This window comes from Citrobacter sp. RHBSTW-00859, assembly GCF_013729795.1.
Taxonomy (GTDB): domain Bacteria; phylum Pseudomonadota; class Gammaproteobacteria; order Enterobacterales; family Enterobacteriaceae; genus Citrobacter; species Citrobacter braakii.
This window is the reverse complement of record NZ_CP056284.1, coordinates 1,290,810-1,311,618: the sequence shown is the minus strand read 5'-3', so window position 1 is coordinate 1,311,618 and position 20,809 is coordinate 1,290,810. Positions and strand designations below refer to the sequence as shown.

The 20,809-nt window shown below is 52.9% G+C and carries 20 protein-coding genes; 7 read left to right on the top strand and 13 right to left on the bottom strand.

Features of this window, described 5'->3' with window-relative positions:
• Positions 1 to 8: 8 nt before the first annotated feature.
• The 10 genes from recO to rseD all read right to left on the bottom strand — a co-directional run bounded on the left by recO (position 9) and on the right by rseD (position 8,520).
• On the bottom strand, positions 9 to 737 hold the full coding sequence (recO, locus tag HV302_RS06450; RefSeq protein WP_016154047.1) for a DNA repair protein RecO: 729 nt from the start codon (positions 735 to 737) through the stop codon (positions 9 to 11).
• Between the two features lie 132 nt (positions 738 to 869).
• On the bottom strand, positions 870 to 1,775 hold the full coding sequence (era, locus tag HV302_RS06445) for a GTPase Era (RefSeq protein ID WP_003037581.1): 906 nt from the start codon (positions 1,773 to 1,775) through the stop codon (positions 870 to 872).
• Positions 1,772 to 2,452 carry a ribonuclease III gene (rnc, locus tag HV302_RS06440; RefSeq protein WP_003037579.1) on the bottom strand — a complete coding sequence of 227 codons (681 nt, stop codon included), beginning with the start codon at positions 2,450 to 2,452 and terminating at the stop codon, positions 1,772 to 1,774. Before rnc ends, era begins: the two co-directional genes overlap by 4 nt.
• 269 nt (positions 2,453 to 2,721) lie before the next feature.
• Positions 2,722 to 3,696, bottom strand: coding sequence for a signal peptidase I (gene lepB, locus HV302_RS06435; protein WP_016154048.1), 975 nt, complete (start codon positions 3,694 to 3,696; stop codon positions 2,722 to 2,724).
• Positions 3,697 to 3,711: 15 nt separating this feature from the next.
• Entirely contained in the window at positions 3,712 to 5,511 is a 1,800-nt protein-coding gene (gene lepA, locus HV302_RS06430) for a translation elongation factor 4 (protein ID WP_003037577.1), read from the bottom strand.
• Between the two features lie 215 nt (positions 5,512 to 5,726).
• Positions 5,727 to 6,191: a SoxR-reducing system protein RseC gene (rseC, locus tag HV302_RS06425; protein WP_016157173.1), complete on the bottom strand. Its 465-nt coding sequence runs from the start codon at positions 6,189 to 6,191 to the stop codon at positions 5,727 to 5,729.
• Positions 6,188 to 7,144 (bottom strand): sigma-E factor regulatory protein RseB, encoded by a 957-nt coding sequence (rseB, locus tag HV302_RS06420; protein ID WP_016154050.1) that lies wholly within the window; start codon positions 7,142 to 7,144, stop codon positions 6,188 to 6,190. The genes rseC and rseB overlap by 4 nt, the downstream gene beginning before the upstream one ends.
• The gene (gene rseA / locus HV302_RS06415; protein ID WP_019077408.1) at positions 7,144 to 7,794 is read right to left on the bottom strand and encodes an anti-sigma-E factor RseA; all 651 of its coding nucleotides are present in this window, start codon (positions 7,792 to 7,794) and stop codon (positions 7,144 to 7,146) included. The genes rseB and rseA overlap by 1 nt, the downstream gene beginning before the upstream one ends.
• Before the next feature lie 31 nt (positions 7,795 to 7,825).
• The gene (rpoE, locus tag HV302_RS06410; RefSeq protein ID WP_003037573.1) at positions 7,826 to 8,401 is read right to left on the bottom strand and encodes an RNA polymerase sigma factor RpoE; all 576 of its coding nucleotides are present in this window, start codon (positions 8,399 to 8,401) and stop codon (positions 7,826 to 7,828) included.
• The gene (gene rseD, locus HV302_RS06405; RefSeq protein WP_223306697.1) at positions 8,398 to 8,520 is read right to left on the bottom strand and encodes a rpoE leader peptide RseD; all 123 of its coding nucleotides are present in this window, start codon (positions 8,518 to 8,520) and stop codon (positions 8,398 to 8,400) included. The genes rpoE and rseD overlap by 4 nt, the downstream gene beginning before the upstream one ends.
• Positions 8,521 to 8,825: 305 nt before the next feature.
• On the opposite strand from rseD, the gene nadB reads away from it, so the two are divergent.
• Positions 8,826 to 10,448 carry an L-aspartate oxidase gene (gene nadB / locus HV302_RS06400; RefSeq protein ID WP_047358259.1) on the top strand — a complete coding sequence of 541 codons (1,623 nt, stop codon included), beginning with the start codon at positions 8,826 to 8,828 and terminating at the stop codon, positions 10,446 to 10,448.
• Here nadB and trmN read toward each other — a convergent pair.
• On the bottom strand, positions 10,433 to 11,170 hold the full coding sequence (gene trmN, locus HV302_RS06395; protein WP_016154053.1) for a tRNA(1)(Val) (adenine(37)-N(6))-methyltransferase TrmN: 738 nt from the start codon (positions 11,168 to 11,170) through the stop codon (positions 10,433 to 10,435). The two genes, nadB and trmN, sit on opposite strands and share 16 nt — an antisense overlap.
• Positions 11,171 to 11,300: 130 nt before the next feature.
• Here trmN and srmB point away from each other — a divergent pair, with 130 nt between their 5' ends.
• On the top strand, positions 11,301 to 12,629 hold the full coding sequence (gene srmB / locus HV302_RS06390) for an ATP-dependent RNA helicase SrmB (RefSeq protein WP_016154054.1): 1,329 nt from the start codon (positions 11,301 to 11,303) through the stop codon (positions 12,627 to 12,629).
• A 111-nt stretch (positions 12,630 to 12,740) separates the two neighbouring features.
• Here the strand turns inward: srmB and grcA are convergent, their stop codons facing one another.
• On the bottom strand, positions 12,741 to 13,124 hold the full coding sequence (grcA, locus tag HV302_RS06385) for an autonomous glycyl radical cofactor GrcA (RefSeq protein WP_181627064.1): 384 nt from the start codon (positions 13,122 to 13,124) through the stop codon (positions 12,741 to 12,743).
• A 317-nt stretch (positions 13,125 to 13,441) separates the two neighbouring features.
• On the opposite strand from grcA, the gene ung reads away from it, so the two are divergent.
• The gene (gene ung / locus HV302_RS06380; protein WP_181627063.1) at positions 13,442 to 14,131 is read left to right on the top strand and encodes a uracil-DNA glycosylase; all 690 of its coding nucleotides are present in this window, start codon (positions 13,442 to 13,444) and stop codon (positions 14,129 to 14,131) included.
• 33 nt (positions 14,132 to 14,164) lie between these two features.
• Here ung and HV302_RS06375 read toward each other — a convergent pair whose 3' ends face one another.
• Positions 14,165 to 15,244, bottom strand: coding sequence for a tRNA/rRNA methyltransferase (locus tag HV302_RS06375; protein WP_046275240.1), 1,080 nt, complete (start codon positions 15,242 to 15,244; stop codon positions 14,165 to 14,167).
• Between the two features lie 207 nt (positions 15,245 to 15,451).
• Between HV302_RS06375 and trxC the strand changes: the two genes are divergently transcribed.
• The 4 genes from trxC (at position 15,452) to pssA (ending at position 20,806) form a co-directional block, all read left to right on the top strand.
• Positions 15,452 to 15,871 carry a thioredoxin TrxC gene (gene trxC / locus HV302_RS06370; protein ID WP_003037559.1) on the top strand — a complete coding sequence of 140 codons (420 nt, stop codon included), beginning with the start codon at positions 15,452 to 15,454 and terminating at the stop codon, positions 15,869 to 15,871.
• Positions 15,872 to 15,940: 69 nt separating this feature from the next.
• Positions 15,941 to 16,639: a tRNA-uridine aminocarboxypropyltransferase gene (gene tapT, locus HV302_RS06365; RefSeq protein WP_181627062.1), complete on the top strand. Its 699-nt coding sequence runs from the start codon at positions 15,941 to 15,943 to the stop codon at positions 16,637 to 16,639.
• Positions 16,640 to 16,675: 36 nt separating this feature from the next.
• Positions 16,676 to 19,336, top strand: a complete 2,661-nt coding sequence (locus HV302_RS06360) for a bifunctional acetate--CoA ligase family protein/GNAT family N-acetyltransferase (RefSeq protein ID WP_016157179.1) — start codon at positions 16,676 to 16,678, stop codon at positions 19,334 to 19,336.
• Between the two features lie 114 nt (positions 19,337 to 19,450).
• Positions 19,451 to 20,806 (top strand): CDP-diacylglycerol--serine O-phosphatidyltransferase, encoded by a 1,356-nt coding sequence (gene pssA, locus HV302_RS06355; protein WP_003835350.1) that lies wholly within the window; start codon positions 19,451 to 19,453, stop codon positions 20,804 to 20,806.
• Positions 20,807 to 20,809 lie beyond the last annotated feature (3 nt).

The following is a 20,809-nucleotide window of genomic DNA, read 5'->3' as shown; positions in this document are numbered from 1 at the left end:
CATCCTCGTTAATCATTTTTTGTTTTTACTGCGCGTTTTGGCATAAATTGCCGGAACAGTTCCCGGCTTTTTAACGGCTTGCCACCAAGATACGGCTTTAACGCCATGCGGGTAAAGCGTTTCGCGGCGCGAAGCGTATCAGCATCCGGAAATTCCCGCGATTCGAGAGCTTTCAGATGGCGTCCGGTAAAGGTGGCGTTATCAATCACTACGCTTGCGATAAACCCTTTTTCTTCCCGGTAACGATAGGTCATGGTGTCATCCACCGGCTCGCCACTACCTGCACAGTGGGTAAAATCGACGCCGTACCCCAGATGTCCAAGTAAGGCCAGCTCAAAACGACGCAGCGCAGGCTCTGGCGAACCCGTCGCGCCAGCCAGCGCCTGAATACAGTTCAGGTAGTCGAAAAAGAGTTCAGAAAAGCGGGTCTCATACTCAAGTACACGAGAGATAAGCTCGTTGATATACAAGCCGCTGTACAGTGTGATACCGCTAAGGGGGAGAGCCAGAGAAACGGCTTCGGCACTGCGTAAGGTTTTGACCTCACCACGTCCACCAAAGCGAAGCAACAACGGAGTAAAAGGCTGGAGCGCGCCTTTGAGATTAGAACGTTTGGAGCGCGCGCCTTTAGCCACCAGGCGCACACGACCCGATTCTTCCGTGAAGACGTCCAGCACGAGACTGGTTTCGCTCCACGGGCGGCTATGCAGGACAAAAGCGCGTTGCCATCCTTCCATCATACCCGCCGTCTTTCAAGCTGCAGGTGTGTTGGCTGCGCCCACTCACCCCAGTCACTCACTTGAGTAAGCTCTCGAGGATCTGCGGTCTTGCCGCCTTCCTGCACCTCGAAAGCCATAACCTATGAAAAATTAGACGTCGTCGCCGTAACCGAGGCTACGCAGCGCGCGCTCGTCATCGGCCCAGCCGGATTTCACTTTCACCCACAGCTCGAGGTGAACGGGCGCTTCGAACATCTCCTGCATGTCTTTACGCGCTTCGATGCCGATGGTTTTAATTTTGGCCCCTTTGTTGCCAATAACCATCTTCTTCTGCCCTTCACGTTCAACGAGGATCAGCCCGTTAATATCGTAACCACCGCGTTCGTTAGAGATAAAACGTTCAATCTCCACGGTAACGGAGTATGGCAGTTCAGCCCCCAGAAAACGCATCAGCTTTTCACGGATGATTTCAGAAGCCATAAAGCGCTGAGAACGGTCGGTGATGTAATCTTCCGGGAAGTGATGAATGGCTTCCGGCAGGTGCTTACGCACGATGCCCGCAACGGTATCAACATTCAGGCCGGTTTCGGCAGAAATCGGGACAATATCAAGGAAGTTCATCTGGCTTGCCAGGAACTGCAGGTGCGGCAGTAAATCGGCTTTTTCCTGAACGTTGTCCACTTTGTTCACAGCCAGAATAACCGGGGCTTTACCGTCGCGCAGCTTGTTGAGCACCATTTCGTCGTCCGGCGTCCAGCGCGTGCCTTCCACAACGAAAATAACCAGTTCAACATCACCAATCGAGCTGCTTGCCGCTTTGTTCATCAGGCGGTTGATCGCCCGTTTTTCTTCCATATGAAGGCCCGGGGTATCAACATAAATTGCCTGATACGCACCTTCGGTATGGATGCCAACAATACGGTGACGTGTTGTCTGAGCCTTACGTGAGGTTATGGAAATCTTCTGCCCAAGCAGATTATTCAACAGGGTGGATTTGCCGACGTTCGGGCGACCGACGATGGCAATAAATCCGCAGTAAGTTTTCTCTTCGCTCATTCCAGCTCCAGTTTTTTCAACGCCTGTTCGGCGGCAGCCTGCTCAGCCTTACGACGGCTCGAACCTGTGCCAACCACCGGTTCACTCAGGCCGCTGACCTGGCAGTGGATAGTAAATTCTTGATCGTGTGCTTCACCACGAACCTGCACCACCAGATAGGACGGTAGCGGCAGGTGGCGACCCTGCAAATATTCCTGCAGGCGCGTTTTCGGATCTTTTTGTTTATCGCCTGGGCTAATTTCATCCAGACGAGTCTGATACCAGTTCAGGATCAGTTGTTCAACGGTTTGAATATCGCTGTCGAGGAAGACGCCGCCGATCAAAGCTTCAACGGTATCTGCCAGGATCGATTCACGACGGAAACCGCCGCTTTTCAGCTCGCCTGGCCCCAAACGTAAACATTCACCGAGGTCAAACTCACGGGCTAATTCAGCCAGCGTATTGCCGCGAACCAGCGTCGCGCGCATGCGACTCATATCACCTTCATCCACACGCGGAAAACGGTGATACAGCGCATTAGCGATAACAAAGCTCAGAATAGAGTCGCCTAAGAATTCTAAACGCTCGTTATGTTTGCTGCTGGCGCTACGGTGAGTTAATGCCTGCTGCAACAGCTCCTGATGATTAAAAGTGTAGCCCAGCTTCCGTTGAAGCCGATTAATTACGATGGGGTTCATGCGATACCAATAAATGAATGCGTCAACAATTCAGCACACGAAACAGACCTGATATACGCATTTCGCTTAGCCATCCCGCTTCGGCTGAATGCATTTATACACAAACCAACGCTGTTTCGTGTGCCGTGGCAACCTGTCGGTGCCAACCTCAAACTTCGGGGGAATATTCTATACACAACGACAAGGGATGTCGTTAGTCTGCGGGAATTTATCCGAGAAATAATTCACGCTGTCGCCATAATGACGACAACGTGAACGATTATCAGCGATTAGTGAATGCCACCAATACGGCTTAAGCGCACACCGGTCGGCCATTCGCCTTCTTGCTTATCGAAACTCATCCAGATAGCGGTTGCTTTACCAACCAGATTCGCTTCCGGCACAAATCCCCAGTAACGGCTGTCCGCGCTGTTGTCACGGTTATCACCCATCATGAAGTAGTGTCCCGGCGGGACGATCCAGGTTGCCAACTGCTGGCCTGGCTGGCGGTAATACATCCCCACCTGATCCTGCGCGATTGGCACGGTCAGAATGCGGTGCGTTACCTCACCCAGCGTTTCTTTACGCTCGGAGAGGCGAATACCGTTATCTTTCGTTTCATTCAGCGGAACCTCAAAGAAGCCGCTGGTCGCTTCACCGCCGTTACGACGCGCAAATGTCTGCACAAAATCACTTGGCTGAACATCAGAGTACGTTACCGGCAGCGCGTTTTCACACGCCTGACCGGAACTGCATCCTGGCTGAATAGTTACCTCTTTCGCCACCGGATCGTACGTCACTTTGTCTCCCGGTAAACCGACAGCACGTTTGATGTAGTCCAGACGCGGATCTTCCGGGTATTTAAACACCACGATATCACCGCGTTTCGGATGGCCGGTTTCGATCAGCGTTTTCTGGTAAATCGGATCTTTAATCCCGTAGGCGAATTTCTCCACCAGGATAAAGTCACCGATAAGCAGTGTCGGCATCATCGAACCAGACGGGATCTGGAACGGCTCATAAATAAATGAACGCACCACCAGCACAATAGCTAAAACCGGGAAAACGGATGCCCCGGTTTCCAGCCAGCCTGGCTTAGGGGCCACTTTTTTCAGCGTTGCTTTATCCAGTGAATCACCTGCAGCAGCTTGCGCTGCTGCCTGACGCTCCCGGCGTTTAGGCGCGAAGATGAATTTATCTACGCACCATAAAATGCCCGTCACCAGTGTGGCAATCACCAGAATCAGGGCAAACATGTTCGCCATGCCAACTCCTTAAGATTATTTGCTGTCTTTACCGACATGCAGAATGGCGAGGAAGGCTTCCTGTGGCAGTTCGACGTTACCGATCTGCTTCATGCGCTTTTTACCCTCTTTCTGTTTTTGCAGCAGCTTTTTCTTACGGCTGATATCGCCACCGTAGCATTTCGCCAGAACGTTTTTACGCAGCTGCTTAACCGTTGAACGCGCGATGATGTGCGTACCAATGGCCGCCTGGATCGCGATATCAAACTGCTGGCGAGGGATCAGATCTTTCATCTTCTCGACCAGTTCACGACCACGGCTCTGGGAGTTGTCGCGGTGGGTAATCAGCGCCAGCGCATCGACACGTTCGTTGTTGATGAGAACATCAACGCGCACCATGTCAGACGCCTGGAAACGTTTGAAGTTATAGTCCAGCGACGCATAGCCGCGAGAAGTTGACTTCAGACGGTCGAAGAAGTCGAGTACCACTTCCGCCATCGGAATTTCATAGGTCAGCGCCACCTGGTTACCGTGGTAAACCATGTTGGTCTGTACGCCGCGCTTCTCGATACACAGCGTGATGACGTTACCGAGGTAAGCCTGCGGCAGCAGCATATGACACTCAGCAATCGGCTCACGCAGTTCGTATATGTTGTTCAACGGCGGCAGCTTGGACGGGCTATCGACGTAGATCGTCTCTTTCGCCGTGGTTTCGACTTCGTAGACTACGGTCGGCGCGGTAGTGATCAGATCCAGATCGTATTCACGTTCCAGACGTTCCTGAATGATCTCCATGTGCAGCAGACCGAGGAAGCCACAGCGGAAGCCGAAGCCCAGCGCGGTTGAGCTTTCCGGTTCATAGAACAGGGAGGCATCGTTGAGGCTCAGCTTGCCGAGCGCGTCACGGAAGTTTTCGTAGTCGTCAGAGCTCACCGGGAACAGACCGGCGTAAACCTGCGGCTTCACTTTTTTAAAGCCTGGCAGCGGCTTGTCCGCCGGGTTACGCGCCTGCGTCAGGGTATCGCCAACCGGTGCGCCCAGGATGTCTTTAATCGCACAAACCAACCAACCCACCTCGCCGCATTTCAGCTCGGTACGGTCAACCTGTTTTGGCGTGAAGATGCCCAGACGGTCAGCGTTATAGACCTGACCGGTGCTCATCACTTTAATTTTGTCGCCTTTACGCATGGTGCCGTTTTTAATACGCACCAGTGACACGACGCCCAGGTAGTTATCGAACCAGGAGTCGATGATCAGTGCCTGTAACGGACCTTCCGGGTCGCCTTCCGGCGGCGGAATGTCGCGCACCAGACGTTCAAGAACGTCAGTGACGCCAACGCCGGTTTTCGCCGAACAGCGAACGGCATCCGTCGCATCGATACCGACGATATCTTCGATCTCTTCCGCCACACGTTCAGGATCGGCGGCTGGCAGGTCAATTTTGTTCAGTACCGGCACCACTTCCAGATCCATTTCCATGGCGGTATAGCAGTTAGCCAGGGTCTGTGCTTCGACGCCCTGTCCGGCATCAACCACCAGCAGTGCGCCTTCACAGGCAGCAAGCGAGCGGGAAACTTCATACGAGAAGTCAACGTGGCCCGGGGTGTCGATAAAGTTAAGCTGATAGGTTTCACCATCAGATGCTTTGAAATCGAGCGTCACGCTCTGCGCTTTGATAGTAATACCGCGCTCACGCTCAAGATCCATCGAGTCGAGAACCTGCGCTTCCATTTCACGGTCAGACAGGCCACCGCAGATCTGGATAATACGGTCAGACAGCGTCGATTTACCGTGGTCGATGTGAGCTATGATTGAAAAGTTACGTATGTTCTTCATATAGTGTAATTATTGTGCCTTACGCCCGCCTGAGCAGGCTCTGAGAAGTCGCTGATCTGAGCTTAACGTCTGTTTAAGTGAAACGCCGCATTCTACACTACAACGCTGAGGCGAGGAAATGTTCATAGAGCAAGGATAGCGGGAACTGGAAACAACTTTGCAAAGTCGGTGAAACTTTTGCCGGATGGCGACACAAGCGCCATCAGGCAAAGCTATCACTGTTGGGTTTCGACGCGAATAAGATCGGGTGGGAGAGCAACGTTCAGAATGACCGGCTGCCAGGCTTCGCGCTCAGCAAGCTTACGAGAGTATCCACGGGCAATCAGGAATCCGCCCACGCCCCCCAGCACGGCACCGCTTAATGCCGCAAGGTCGGAACCAAACAGCACCTGGAATAACGCCGCGAAGAGAAAGAGCCCCGCCAACGGAGACATGTAGACCAACATCGCTGAACCCAGCAGGCTACCCTCGGCAATACCCAGTTCAACTTTTTGACCGGGCGCTAAGGGTTCGTCGCTGGGCACCACAATGGTATGCGTGGTCTGCGGCCCAAGTTTGTTCAGCACGCGGCTCCCGCATCCGGCCCGCGAAGCACAGCTGCTACATGATGCTTTAACATCACAGCTGACCGTCGCCAGACCATTTTGCCAGGAGACGACTGTCGCCCACTCTTTAATCATTGTGCAGCCCTGAACTTAATATTGTCCGCGATACGCTTCGCCGTTTGCGGTGGAAGCTCGCCCACAATCGTAATTTCTGCGTTATCACGCACGCTGGTGCTAACCGTTCTACGCCCGGTTCGCAACAGCTGATCGGCGCTGTTTTGCATCGCACGGTTTACGTTCACGGAGAAACTGAACAGGCCATCAGAATATAGGCGCGATTCGATCGGCATGTTATCCATCGTCGGCAGCGGACGTCGACTGCTGGAAACTTCGCTGAAGCCTTGCGGCAACCACGACGGACTCCAGTTGAAGTTGGTTTTCTCGCCAGCAGGAACTGACAGCAACGGCGGTAGATTGGCTTTCGCCAGCGCCTGCATGCTATCGCTAACGCCGTTGTTTACGGTAAACGCGATAACACGGAACTGTTCCAGCGTCTCACCATCACGGTCGAGAAGATCGACGCGCATCGGCAGCTTAGTCTCCGTGTCCATCCAGACGATATAGCTGTAACGCGTACCGTCACGGGCGACTACGCGGATCACTTCACAGAGCCGATCGGCAATGCGGGTGCGACCTACTGAGATAAAGTCATAGTAGGGAGCAAGACGTTTGAAGTCGGTGTAAATCAGAGAGGGCAGAGAGTCAACGATATAGTCGCCGTTCAGCGTGAACGGTTCGAGACCAGGCTCAAAATAGCTAATTTCATTGCCACGCTGCACCACTTCCCGGCGCGGTCCATCCATTTGCAACAGTTGCGCTAGCGGACGGTTATCCAGGCGGGCATGGCGATAACGTAGGGATTCAACACCCTGCTTATTGATGCTGACAAATGACAGCTCATAGGTTAGCGACTGGCTGGCCAGATTCATCTGCTGCAACAACGCCCCGGACGCAGGATTGGCCGAGGCGTTTACAGAGAAAAACAGGCTACCAGCCACAAGTGACATGGCAAACCAAAGTTGCTTCATTACTGCGATTGCGTTCCTAAAGTTTGAATTCCTGGCACCTGCACAGCGGCTTGCTGTGTTTGGGCCTGCTCAAACTGAAGCTGTTCAGAGTGCAGTCGACGTTGCAGTTCGTAGTCCTGCAACATGGCATTAATACGACGACGCTGCTCCTGTACCTGCTGTTGCTGACCGCCGCTGGCCGTCGCGTCAGAGGGTACACCCAAGCTTACCGGACTGGCTTTACCCATCATCGGTAATGTATTAAATACCGGCGTTTCGGGCTGCTGGGACGTTTCAGATTGCCCATTATAGTGCTGGACGCCAACAATAACTGCAAGTGATACACACGCGGCCACACCCATTTGGGTAAGCTGCGCGGCCCATGGACGCATTTTCTTCCAGAATGGCATTTTCTGCCACTGGTGCGGTGCTGGCTGGGCCTCAGGAATCAATGGCACCGTCTGACGTACTGGCTCATCCTGGATGGCAGCCATTACGCGGGCGGAAATATCGAAATGGAGAACGTCGGCGGTATCACCTCGCATAGAATCGCGAATCAGGTGATAACTCTCCCAGGTTTTTTGCATTTCCGGGTCCTGAGTCAGCTCTTTGAGTAACTCAGTATCCAGCGTTTCGCCATCCATTAAAGCGGAAAGTTTTTCTTTCTGCATGCCTAATACCTTTTCCAGTATCCCGCTATCGTCAACGCCTGATAAGCGGTTGAACTTTATTATCAATAGCTTCCCTCGCTCGGAAGATACGTGAACGCACCGTACCTACCGGACAATCCATGATAGCGGCTATCTCTTCATAGCTCAGGCCATCCAGCTCCCGCAAGGTTATTGCCATGCGTAAATCTTCCGGGAGGGACTCAATAGTCCGGAAAACTATCTGTCTCAGTTCTTCTGACAACATTAAGTTCTCAGGGTTCGAAATTTCTTTCAGCGCACCGCCACTTTCGTAATTTTCTGCTTCAATCGCATCAATATCACTGGAAGGTGGACGACGCCCCTGAGCGACCAGGTAATTCTTCGCTGTATTGACTGCAATACGATACAGCCAGGTATAAAAAGCACTATCTCCCCGGAACGAGTCCAGCGCACGATAGGCCTTGATAAATGCTTCTTGTACTACATCGGGTACATCGCCCGATGGTACATAGCGAGAAACCAGACTCGCCACCTTATGCTGATAGCGCACTACCAGTAGGTTAAAGGCTTTCTGATCTCCCTTCTGGACCCGTTCTACCAGGACCTGGTCCGTTAACTGCTCGCTCATCCGAGGTAAAGTCTCCCCAAACCAAATTTCCACGCGCCTTCGAAACGCCACTCCATCAGCTTCACTATGAGCAAGCAAATGCTTAGAGTGCTCAAGTTTCGTAAAGTTCCGTTACGCATTGTTTTTTGTTTGTCATGTTGTAGACAGGTCTTATCTCTCATTATAAGTCTACATAATCCGATCGACGCACTATCTGTTTAGAAATGCCCATTTCACCGCTTGCAGAGTAACCCAACGGCCACTTTATTTCATCACATAATCTGGTGCTAACGGCCTGCTTCACAAAATATTTTTGCTCATTTCGTCCTCGTCATGCTTTTTTTTCATGTTTAGTCACTGCAACACATTTAAAAATAAAACGTGCAGTATCGCGCAAAGTGGTGCTATGGTGACCAAACACTGTTTAGTAAATTAAACAAAAATCATGAATACGACTCCTGAATTATCCTGTGACGTGCTGATCATTGGCAGCGGGGCTGCCGGACTCTCACTGGCGCTGCGCCTGGCCGAAAAACATCAGGTTATTGTCCTGAGCAAAGGTCCGGTCAGCGAAGGCTCGACATTTTATGCCCAGGGCGGTATTGCCGCGGTGTTTGATGAAACCGACAGCATCGATTCCCACGTTGAAGATACCCTGATTGCCGGGGCCGGCCTGTGCGATCGCCATGCGGTTGAATTTGTCGCCAGCAATGCCCGCACCTGCGTTCAGTGGCTTATCGATCAGGGCGTCTTATTTGATACGCAGGTTCAGCCCAACGGTGAGGAGAGCTATCACCTGACCCGTGAAGGTGGTCATAGCCATCGACGCATTCTGCACTCTGCGGATGCCACCGGTAAAGAAGTCGAAACCACCCTCGTCAGCCAGGCACAAAATCACCCCAACATACGGGTTCTTGAGCGCAGTAATGCCGTCGATCTGATTGTCTCCGATAAAATCGGTCTGCCGGGAACGCGTCGGGTTGTCGGAGCCTGGATCTGGAACCGTAATAAAGAAGCCGTAGAAACCTGCCATGCCAAGTCAGTAGTGTTGGCCACCGGCGGCGCGTCAAAGGTGTACCAATACACCACCAATCCAGATATTTCCTCGGGTGATGGGATTGCGATGGCCTGGCGCGCGGGATGCCGTGTCGCCAACCTGGAATTTAACCAGTTTCACCCGACGGCGCTGTATCATCCGCAGGCGCGCAACTTTCTGCTAACCGAGGCGCTGCGTGGCGAAGGCGCACATCTGAAGCGCCCGGACGGTTCGCGCTTTATGCCCGATTTTGACGAGCGTGGCGAACTGGCTCCCCGCGATATTGTTGCCCGCGCCATCGACCACGAAATGAAGCGCCTGGGCGCTGACTGCATGTTTCTCGACATCAGCCATAAACCGGAAGAATTTGTTCGTCAGCATTTCCCGATGATTTATGAAAAATTGCTGGGACTGGGCATCGATTTGACCAAAGAGCCGGTTCCCATCGTTCCTGCCGCGCACTATACCTGCGGCGGCGTGATGGTGGATGACTTTGGCCGTACGGATGTCGACGGGCTGTATGCGATCGGCGAAGTGAGTTACACCGGCCTGCATGGAGCCAACCGGATGGCGTCAAACTCATTACTGGAGTGCCTGGTTTACGGCTGGTCCGCGGCTGAAGATATCGACAGGCGAATGCCTTATGCTCGCAGCGTCAGCACCCTCCCGGATTGGGATGAAAGCCGGGTAGAAAACCCGGATGAACTGGTTGTGATTCAGCATAACTGGCATGAGCTGCGGCTATTTATGTGGGATTACGTCGGTATCGTGCGCACAACTAAACGTCTGGAGCGCGCCCTGCGCCGTATCACCATGTTGCAACAGGAAATCGACGAGTATTACGCTCATTTCCGCGTGTCGAACAACTTGCTGGAACTGCGCAATCTGGTGCAGGTTGCTGAGCTGATTGTCCGCTGCGCGATGATGCGTAAAGAGAGTCGGGGCCTGCACTATACGCTGGATTATCCAGAACAGCTTCCAGAGGCGGGCCCGTCCATTCTCTCGCCGCTAAGTCATCACATGAACAGATAAAACGCCTGGGTCAGCGCCGTGTAACCTTCAGAGTAACGTTGGTCTGGCCCACGGATCACCAGCCTGTCACTAAAGCACTCCCCGGCCTGCGGGGAGAATGCCAGCAGTACACGATTCGGTAGTCGGGCCTCGGTTTCTGCTACATCCGTGCGCAATCGCAGATGCCAGCCCATGCCCAGTGCCTGCTGGGAAAATGCGTTACCAATCTGTTCGGGCAGCACCACACAGAAAAAACCTTCTTCCGTAATGCTGTCTGCCGCCAGCGTCAGCAATACTTGATGATCGAGCGTGGTGGTGTAGCGAGCCTGCTCGCGCTGCGGCGTGGCACATTCCACTCCCTGTTCATAATAGGGAGGGTTGCTGATGATCAAATCAAAGCGCACGGTCTGGCGCGGTACCCACTGCTGCACATCTTCCGTATGAACGTTCACGCGATGCATCCACGGGGATTGCGCGATGTTCTCCTGCGCCTGCTGCGCGGCATCAACATCAAGCTCCACAGCGTCAATGATGACGTTTTCATCTGTGCGCTGGGCCAGCATCAGCGCCAACAGGCCGCTCCCGGTACCAATATCCAGGATCCGCTTTACGCCAGCAACAGGGGCCCAGGCCCCCAATAAAATGCCGTCCGTTCCGACTTTCATTGCACAACGATCGTGTGCCACAAAAAACTGCTTAAAAGTAAATCCATTACGTCTAAGTACGGATGTAGACTGGGGCATGAAGAACAACCTTCCTGGAAAAAAAACGATAACATAGGATAAAAACAATACCTGAGAAGGTATATCCATACAAACAGATGAAGATTGCAGCCGTAACGTCTATAATCAGCGCCCCACTCAGAGGTAGAACATGACTGTAACGACTTTTTCCGAACTTGAACTCGATGAAAGCCTTCTGGATGCCCTCCAGGAAAAAGGTTTCACTCGCCCGACCGCCATTCAGGCTGCCGCCATTCCGCCTGCGCTCGATGGCCGTGATGTTCTCGGTTCTGCGCCGACAGGCACCGGTAAAACGGCGGCATATTTGCTGCCAGCGTTGCAGCACCTGCTCGACTTCCCGCGCAAGAAATCTGGCCCGCCGCGCATTTTGATTTTGACACCGACGCGCGAACTGGCGATGCAGGTTGCCGAACACGCCCGTGAACTGGCGAAGAATACGCATCTGGATATCGCCACGATTACCGGCGGCGTGGCTTACATGAACCACATGGAAGTCTTTAGCGAAAACCAGGACATCGTGGTCGCCACTACCGGTCGTCTGCTGCAGTACATTAAAGAAGAAAACTTCGACTGCCATGCGGTTGAGACACTAATCCTCGATGAAGCAGACCGCATGCTGGACATGGGCTTTGCCCAGGACATCGAGCATATCGCTGGAGAAACCCGCTGGCGTAAGCAAACTATGCTGTTCTCCGCCACGCTGGAAGGCGATGCGATCAAAGATTTTGCTGAGCGTCTGCTGGAGGATCCGGTCGAAGTTTCGGCGGATCCGTCTACCCGCGAACGCAAGAAGATTCATCAGTTTTACTACCGTGCCGATGACATCGAGCACAAAACTGCCCTGCTGATCCATTTGTTAAAACAGCCGGAAGCGACCCGCTCGATTGTCTTCGTACGTAAACGCGAGCGTGTGCACGAGCTGGCAGGCTGGCTGCGCCAGGCGGGCATTAATAACTGCTATCTCGAAGGCGAGATGGTGCAGAACAAACGTAATGAAGCGATCAAACGCCTGACCGATGGTCGAGTGAACGTGCTGGTAGCAACCGACGTTGCCGCTCGTGGGATCGATATTCCTGACGTCAGCCACGTGTTTAACTTCGACATGCCGCGCAGTGGCGATGCCTATCTGCACCGCATTGGCCGTACCGGTCGTGCAGGCCGTAAAGGTACTGCGATCTCTTTGGTTGAAGCCCACGACCATCTGCTGCTCGGCAAAGCGAGCCGCTATATTGACGAGCCACTGAAAGCACGCGTCATCGACGAACTGCGTCCAACCACGCGCGCGCCAAGTGAGAAATCTAACGGTAAGCCATCCAAGAAAGTGCTGGCGAAGCGCGCCGAGCAAAAAGCGAAAGAGAAAGAGAAACCGCGGGTGAAAAAACGTCACCGCGACGCCAAAAATATCGGCAAACGCCGTAAGCCGAGCGGAGCTGCTACCCAGCAGTCCGACAAAGAGTAAACCGAATGCCGGGCCTTTAGCCCGGCATTTTTTGTGCACAAAAAAGCGGAAGATACGTTGGCATCTTCCGCTTTCAGATTCTCTGCTAGACGGGGTTATTCCCCGTGAGCCTTACAGGCTCTCAGTAAAGGTACGAGCAATAACGTCGCGCTGCTGTTCTGGCGTCAGAGAGTTGAAACGCACGGCATAACCAGAAACACGGATGGTCAGCTGCGGATATTTTTCCGGATGCTTAACTGCATCTTCCAGCGTTTCACGACGCAGAACGTTCACGTTCAGGTGCTGACCACCTTCCACACGGACTTCCGGCTGTACGTCTACCGGTACTTCACGGTATTCGATTTCACCCAGTTTGCTGATAGCAACGACTTCATCAGCATTGAAACCTGCTTTCGCAACGATGCAGCGTGCTTCGCCTTTTTCGCTGTCCAGCAGCCAGAAAGAGTTCAGCAGGTCGTCATTTGCAGCTTTAGTAATCTGGATACCTGTAATCATTTGATGCCTCCCCGGCAAAATTATTTGATCTCGGTTGGCCGTCATCCGGCCAATTGGTAAAACCATTGTTGCTTGAGTGTATATATACCCCTCACACACCCTTGAATCTTTGATTTAAATCAATAAAAACCACACATGAAAAGTGGTGATAGGTGGATTTTATTGTTTTACATCAACTTACGCCACATGCGCAGCTAAACTTTTTACATAAATTTTCAACTATCTTTAAGGGGTAGACCCTTGAGAAACGTACAGAATTTTGCGACGCAGAAAGGAGCAGTTAAGCTAGGGGGATTGAAAATTCGCAGGAGAGCGAGATGGCCACCGAATTAACCTGGCACGATGTGCTGGCAGAAGAGAAACAGCAGCCTTATTTTATTAACACGCTGCATACTGTGGCGGGCGAGCGTCAGTCAGGTATGACAATTTATCCGCCACAAAAAGATGTATTCAACGCTTTTCGCTTTACCGAACTTGGCGACGTGAAAGTCGTCATCCTGGGGCAGGATCCATACCACGGTCCGGGCCAGGCACACGGTCTCGCGTTTTCTGTCCGCCCCGGTATTGCCACCCCGCCCTCGTTGCTGAACATGTACAAAGAGCTGGAAGCAACGATTCCTGGCTTCACACGCCCAACGCACGGATATCTGGAAAGCTGGGCACGCCAGGGTGTGCTGTTACTCAACACCGTGCTTACCGTCCGTGCCGGGCAGGCACATTCGCACGCCAGTCTGGGATGGGAAACATTTACCGATAAAGTCATCAGCCTGATTAACCAACATCGGGAAGGCGTGGTATTCCTGCTCTGGGGTTCACACGCACAAAAGAAAGGTGCGATTATTGATGCGCAGCGTCACCATGTATTGAAAGCGCCGCACCCATCACCGCTCTCTGCGCATCGCGGTTTCTTTGGCTGCAATCATTTTGTACTGGCTAATGAGTGGCTGGAACAGCGAGGTGAAAAGCCGATTGACTGGACGCCGGTATTACCAGCAGAAAGCGAGTAAAAAAATGCCAGCGAATCGCTGGCATTTTTATTATCAGGCTTTGTTCTGACGCCACCACTCCGCGAGCAGCACGCCGGTCGCGACAGAAACGTTGAGCGTTTCTACGTTGCCCGTACCGTCTATCGCCACGCACAGGTCGTCGGCTGAGCATGCTGCTTCTGGCAGAGCCTCACGCTCACGCCCTAATACCAGCACCATTTTTTCCGGCAACGTGGTAGTAAACAGCGGCTTGCCTTTCACGCTTGAGGTCATCACTACCGTGTAACCCGCATTACGGAAGTCGTCCAGCACATCGACAATACTGTCACCGGTGATCGGCTGAACGTGCTCAGCTCCGCCTTCAGCGGTGCGGATAGCCGCACCTGATTCCAACAGCGCCGCATCCTGTACCACCACGCCTTTCACACCGAAGTGCGCGCAGCTACGCATCATGCCGCCCAGGTTGTGCGGGTTAGCAATGTCTTCGAGGGCCAGCACACAATCCTGCGCCCCGGCCTGACCAACCCACTGCTTAACAGTGGTACCGTTACGTTTTTTGATCAGGAAACAGACGCCGCCATGGTGTTCAGTGCCGGAGGCTTTCGCCAGCTCGGCTTCGTCAACCACGTGGTAGGCTTTGCGGTTCGCCGCCATCCAGCGTAATGCTTCTTTAAAGCGCGGGGTTACGCTCTGAACAAACCAGGCGCGAACAATAGCGTCCGGACGACTCTGGAACAGAGCCTGACAGGCATTCTCACCGTAAACGCGGGTTTCTTCCGCGCGCTGACGACGTAATACTTCAGGATCGATAAAGCTTTTGCCGCTGATACCACCGTGATCGGCTTTGTCTGCTGCATCATCATTCGGTGCGCGGGACACGGTACGCCATGGTGAATCTTCACGTCCACGGTCGCGTTCTACATCGCGGCCACGACCACGTTCACGACCACGTTCGCTGTTCGGACCCTTTCTGTCATCACGGGCAGGGCGACGACCGCCTTCGGCTCGGGAAGTACCGGGGCGACCGCCGCCTTTACCAGTACGTGGATTTTGGGTGCGTTTGTCCGAGTCATCGTCACTGCGGACGTACATCACTTTGACCTTGCCGTTTTTATTCTTCAGTTCGTCGCTCATGTTTTTCTCCACCTGCTCTGCGCGAAGCGCGAAGATTACCCGATGTGCACGTCGTTAGCCATTATTTCATTTAAAAGCTAAGGACTATTGTACTCATTGAATAAAACGCATTGTTGTTTAGAACAGACTCCCCGATAATATGTAACATAATAGAAACATACTGGCGTTACTGCCGTGAAGTCCACTCCACTCATCCAGAGGTTAGTTATGAATACCGTTTGTACCAGCTGCCAGGCTATCAACCGCATCCCCGACGATCGTGTCCAGGAAGCGGCTAAATGCGGACGCTGTGGTCACGACCTGTTTGATGGGGAGGTGATCAATGCGACCGGTGAAACACTGGATAAACTGTTAAAAGACGATCTCCCGGTGGTGGTTGATTTTTGGGCCCCCTGGTGTGGTCCATGCCGTAACTTCGCCCCGATTTTTGAAGATGTCGCGGAAGAGCGTAGCGGTAAAGTGCGTTTTGTTAAAGTGAATACAGAAGCCGAGCGTGAACTCAGCGCCCGTTTCGGTATCCGCAGCATCCCGACCATTATGATCTTCAGAAAAGGTGAAATCGTCGACATGCTTAATGGCGCCGTACCTAAAGCCCCGTTTGATAGCTGGCTTAACGAATCATTATAATCTCTACGGGGCGCATCTTGTGCCCCGTTTTCACCTCTGCGACAATAGCGTTTTTCAACGTGTTCTCCCATGACCGATAACGCTGTTCTTCAGTTACGCGCTGAGCGCCTCGCGCGCGCCACGCGTCCTTTCCTTGCCCGAGGTAATCGCATTCGCCGCTGTCAGCGCTGCCTGTTGCCACTGAAGCTCTGCTTGTGCGCAACGCTGGTGCCGTCTGAGGCCAAAAGCCGCTTTTGTCTGGTGATGTTTGATACCGAGCCGATGAAGCCCAGCAACACGGGACGTTTGATTGCCGATATTTTGCCCGATACCACGGCTTTTCAGTGGTCACGCACCGAACCGCCGCAGGCGCTGCTCGAACAGGTGAAAAACCCGGATTACCAGCCGATGGTTGTATTCCCGGCATCCTATGCGGGCGAAGAGCGTGAAGTGATTTTCGCGCCACCAACCGGTAAACCACCGTTGTTTATCATGCTTGATGGTACCTGGCCTGAAGCGCGTAAAATGTTCCGCAAAAGCCCGTACCTTGATAACCTGCCGGTGATCTCCGTTGATTTATCGCGACTTTCCGCTTACCGCCTGCGTGGCATTCACGCCGAAGGGCAATACTGTACTGCCGAAGTGGCCATCGCGTTGTTGGATCTGGCGGGCGATACGCAAGCTGCGGAGGGGTTGAGCGATCATTTTACTCGCTTTAAAACCCGCTACCTGGCAGGAAAAACTCAACATCAGGGAAGCGTCACAGCAGACTCGCCAGAAAGCGTTTAAAATCATTCGGTCACTGGTGTCATTAAGGAAGCCGATATGAGTCAGCGTGGTCTGGAAGCACTACTGCGACCGAAATCCATTGCGGTGATTGGGGCGTCAATGAAGCCTAATCGCGCAGGTTACCTGATGATGCGTAACCTGCTTGCCGGCGGTTTCAATGGACCTGTTTTACCAGTGACGCCAGCATGGAAAGCGGTGTTGGGCGTCCTGGCCTGGCCCAATATCAACAGCCTGCCTTTTAGCCCAGACCTTGCCGTGTTGTGCACCAATGCCAGCCGCAACCTGGCATTACTCGAAGCGCTTGGCGAGAAAGGCTGTAAAACCTGCATTATTCTTTCAGCTCCCGCATCGCAGCACCTGGAATTGTTGGCCTGCGCCGCACGCTACAACATACGTCTGCTAGGCCCCAACAGCCTGGGACTTCTCGCGCCCTGGCAGGGGCTTAACGCCAGCTTTTCCCCCGTCCCCATCAAGCGCGGTAAGTTGGCATTTATTTCCCAGTCAGCGGCGATTTCCAACACCATTCTGGACTGGGCGCAGCAGCGCGACATGGGTTTTTCCTGGTTTATCGCGCTGGGCGACAGCCTTGATATCGACGTTGATGAACTGCTGGATTACCTGGCGCGCGACAGTAAAACCAGCGCTATATTACTGTATCTCGAACATTTAAGTGATGCCCGGCGCTTTGTCTCCGCCGCCCGTAGCGCCTCGCGCAATAAACCCATTCTGGTGATTAAGAGCGGTCGCAGTCCGGCTGCGCAGCGTTTACTGCATACCAGTGCAGGGATGGACCCTGCGTGGGACGCGGCTATCCAGCGCGCCGGTTTATTACGCGTACAAGACACTCACGAGCTGTTCTCTGCGGTAGAAACCCTGAGCCACATGCGTCCACTGCGCGGCGACAGGCTGATGATCATCAGCAATGGGGCCGCGCCTGCCGCACTGGCATTAGATGAGCTGTGGTCAAAAAATGGCAAGTTGGCGACATTGAGTGAAGATACCTGCCAGAAATTACGCGATGCGTTACCTGAACATATTGATATCGCCAACCCGCTGGATCTGCGTGACGACGCCAGCAGCGAACACTACGTTAAGACGCTGGATATCTTGCTCGCCAGCCAGGATTTCGACGCACTGATGGTGATTCACTCACCCAGCGCCGCCGCCCCGGGAACAGAAAGCGCACAAGCGTTAATCGAAGCGGTAAAACGTCATCCCCGCGGTAAGTTCGTCTCGTTGCTGACCAACTGGTGCGGAGAGTTTTCCTCCCAGGAAGCCCGTAGACTGTTTAGCGAAGCCGGATTACCTACCTACCGCACGCCAGAAGGCACCATCACCGCGTTTATGCATATGGTGGAGTACCGGCGTAACCAGAAGCAACTGCGGGAAACCCCTGCGCTGCCCGACTACCTGACCACCAACACCGCCGAGGCGCATAATCTGTTACAGCAGGCGATTGCTGAAGGAGCAACGTCGCTGGATACCCATGAAGTGCAGCCGATTTTACAAGCCTATGGCTTACACACGCTGCCTACGTGGATCGCCAGCGACAGCGCTGAAGCCGTACACATCGCGGAGCAAATCGGTTACCCAGTGGCGCTAAAACTGCGTTCTCCTGATATCCCGCATAAATCAGAAGTTCAGGGGGTAATGCTCTACCTGCGAACGGCAACAGAGGTGCAGCAGGCAGCCAATGCGATTTTTGATCGGGTAAAAATGGCCTGGCCGCAGGCGCGCATTCACGGTTTATTAGTACAAAGTATGGCGAATCGCGCTGGCGCTCAGGAGCTGCGCGTCGTCGTTGAACATGACCCGGTATTTGGCCCGTTGATTATGCTTGGTGAAGGCGGAGTTGAGTGGCGACCAGAAGAGCAAGCCGTGGTGGCGTTGCCGCCATTGAACATGAATCTGGCGCGTTATCTGGTGATCCAGGGGATCAAAAATAAAAAGATCCGCGCTCGCAGCGCATTACGCCCATTGGATATCGCCGGGTTAAGTCAGCTTCTGGTGCAGGTCTCCAATCTGATCGTCGATTGTCCGGAAATTCAGCGTCTGGATATTCATCCGCTGTTGGCCTCCGCCGGTGAATTTACCGCGCTGGATGTCACGCTGGACATTGCCCCTTTCACGGGCGATAACGAAAGCAGACTGGCTATACGTCCCTACCCCCATCAGCTTGAAGAATGGGTGGAGTTGAAGAACGGCGAGCGTTGCTTGTTCCGCCCTATTTTGCCCGAGGATGAACCTCATCTGCAGCAGTTCATTTCTCAGGTAACAAAAGAAGATCTTTATTATCGCTATTTCAGTGAGATCAACGAATTTACCCACGAAGATTTAGCCAATATGACGCAGATCGACTACGATCGGGAAATGGCCTTTGTTGCGGTACGCTGTAAAAACAATCAGCAAGAGATCCTCGGCGTAACGCGAGCAATCTCAGATCCTGATAACATTGACGCCGAGTTCGCCGTGCTGGTTCGTTCAGATCTCAAAGGGCTTGGACTGGGTCGCCGGTTGATGGAAAAATTAATTGCATATACCCGAGATCACGGACTTAGACGTTTGAATGGTATTACGATGCCAAACAATCGTGGGATGGTCGCCCTGGCCCGGAAACTCGGGTTCGCTGTTGACGTCCAACTCGAAGAGGGAATTGTTGGGCTAACGCTTAATCTGGCCCAATTTGAGGAATCGTGAGTAAGGTACTGGAAATGTTGACCACATTAATAGGTACTGGTGGTATCATTACCCGCTTATGTCGTCTGCATAGCACAGAGGACCCTTCAATGAACAGAGAAGAAATGCACTGTGATGTTGTCAAAATTTAAGCGTAATAAACATCAACAACACCTTGCCCAACTACCCAAGATTTCTCAGTCAGTTGATGATGTAGATTTCTTTTATGCTCCCGCTAATTTCAGGGAGACTCTGCTGGAAAAAATAGCCAGCGCGACGCGACGGATCTGCATTATTGCGCTGTACCTGGAACAGGATGACGGTGGCAAAGGCATACTCGACGCGCTCTATGCGGCAAAACGGCAGCGTCCTGAACTGGATGTACGGGTGCTTGTCGACTGGCACCGAGCCCAGCGCGGACGTATTGGTGCTGCGGCATCAAATACCAACGCTGACTGGTATTGCCGAATGGCACAAGAAAACCCAGGTATTGATATTCCTGTCTACGGTGTTCCGATTAACACCCGAGAAGCGCTTGGCGTCCTGCATTTTAAAGGCTTTATCATCGATGACAGCGTCCTGTACAGCGGGGCCAGCCTGAATGATGTTTATCTGCATCAGCATGATAAATATCGCTATGACCGTTATCAGTTGATTCGCAACGCGCAAATGGCCGATATCATGTTCGATTGGGTCACGCAGAACCTGATGAACGGTCGCGGCGTTAATCGCCTTGATGATATTAATCGCCCTAAAAGCCCGGAAATTAAAAACGACATCCGCCTGTACCGTCAGGAACTGCGCGATGCGTCATTCCATTTTCAGGGTGATGCGGATAATGAACAGCTTTCGGTAACGCCTCTGGTAGGCCTTGGAAAATCCAGTCTGTTAAATAAGACCATTTTCCACCTTATGCCCTGCGCGGAGCACAAGCTCACAATCTGTACCCCTTATTTCAACCTGCCCGCTATACTGGTGCGCAATATCATTCAGCTGCTGCGTGAAGGCAAAAAGGTCGAGATCATTGTCGGTGATAAAACTGCCAACGACTTTTTCATTCCAGAAGATGAGCCATTTAAAATCATCGGCGCGCTGCCCTACCTGTATGAAATTAACCTGCGCCGTTTCCTGAGCAGACTGCAATATTATGTGAATACCGACCAACTGGTCGTGCGCTTATGGAAAGATGATGACAACACCTATCATCTGAAAGGCATGTGGGTTGATGATAAATGGATGCTGCTCACCGGCAACAACCTTAACCCTCGCGCCTGGCGTCTGGATCTGGAAAACGCCATCCTTATCCACGATCCGAAGCAAGAGCTGACTCCCCAGCGCGATAAAGAGCTGGAGCTTATTCGCACGCATACCACCGTCGTTAAGCACTATCGCGACCTGCAAAGCATTGCCGACTATCCAGTCAAAGTGCGTAAGCTCATCCGTCGACTACGCCGTATCCGTATCGACAGATTAATTAGCCGTATTCTGTAACCA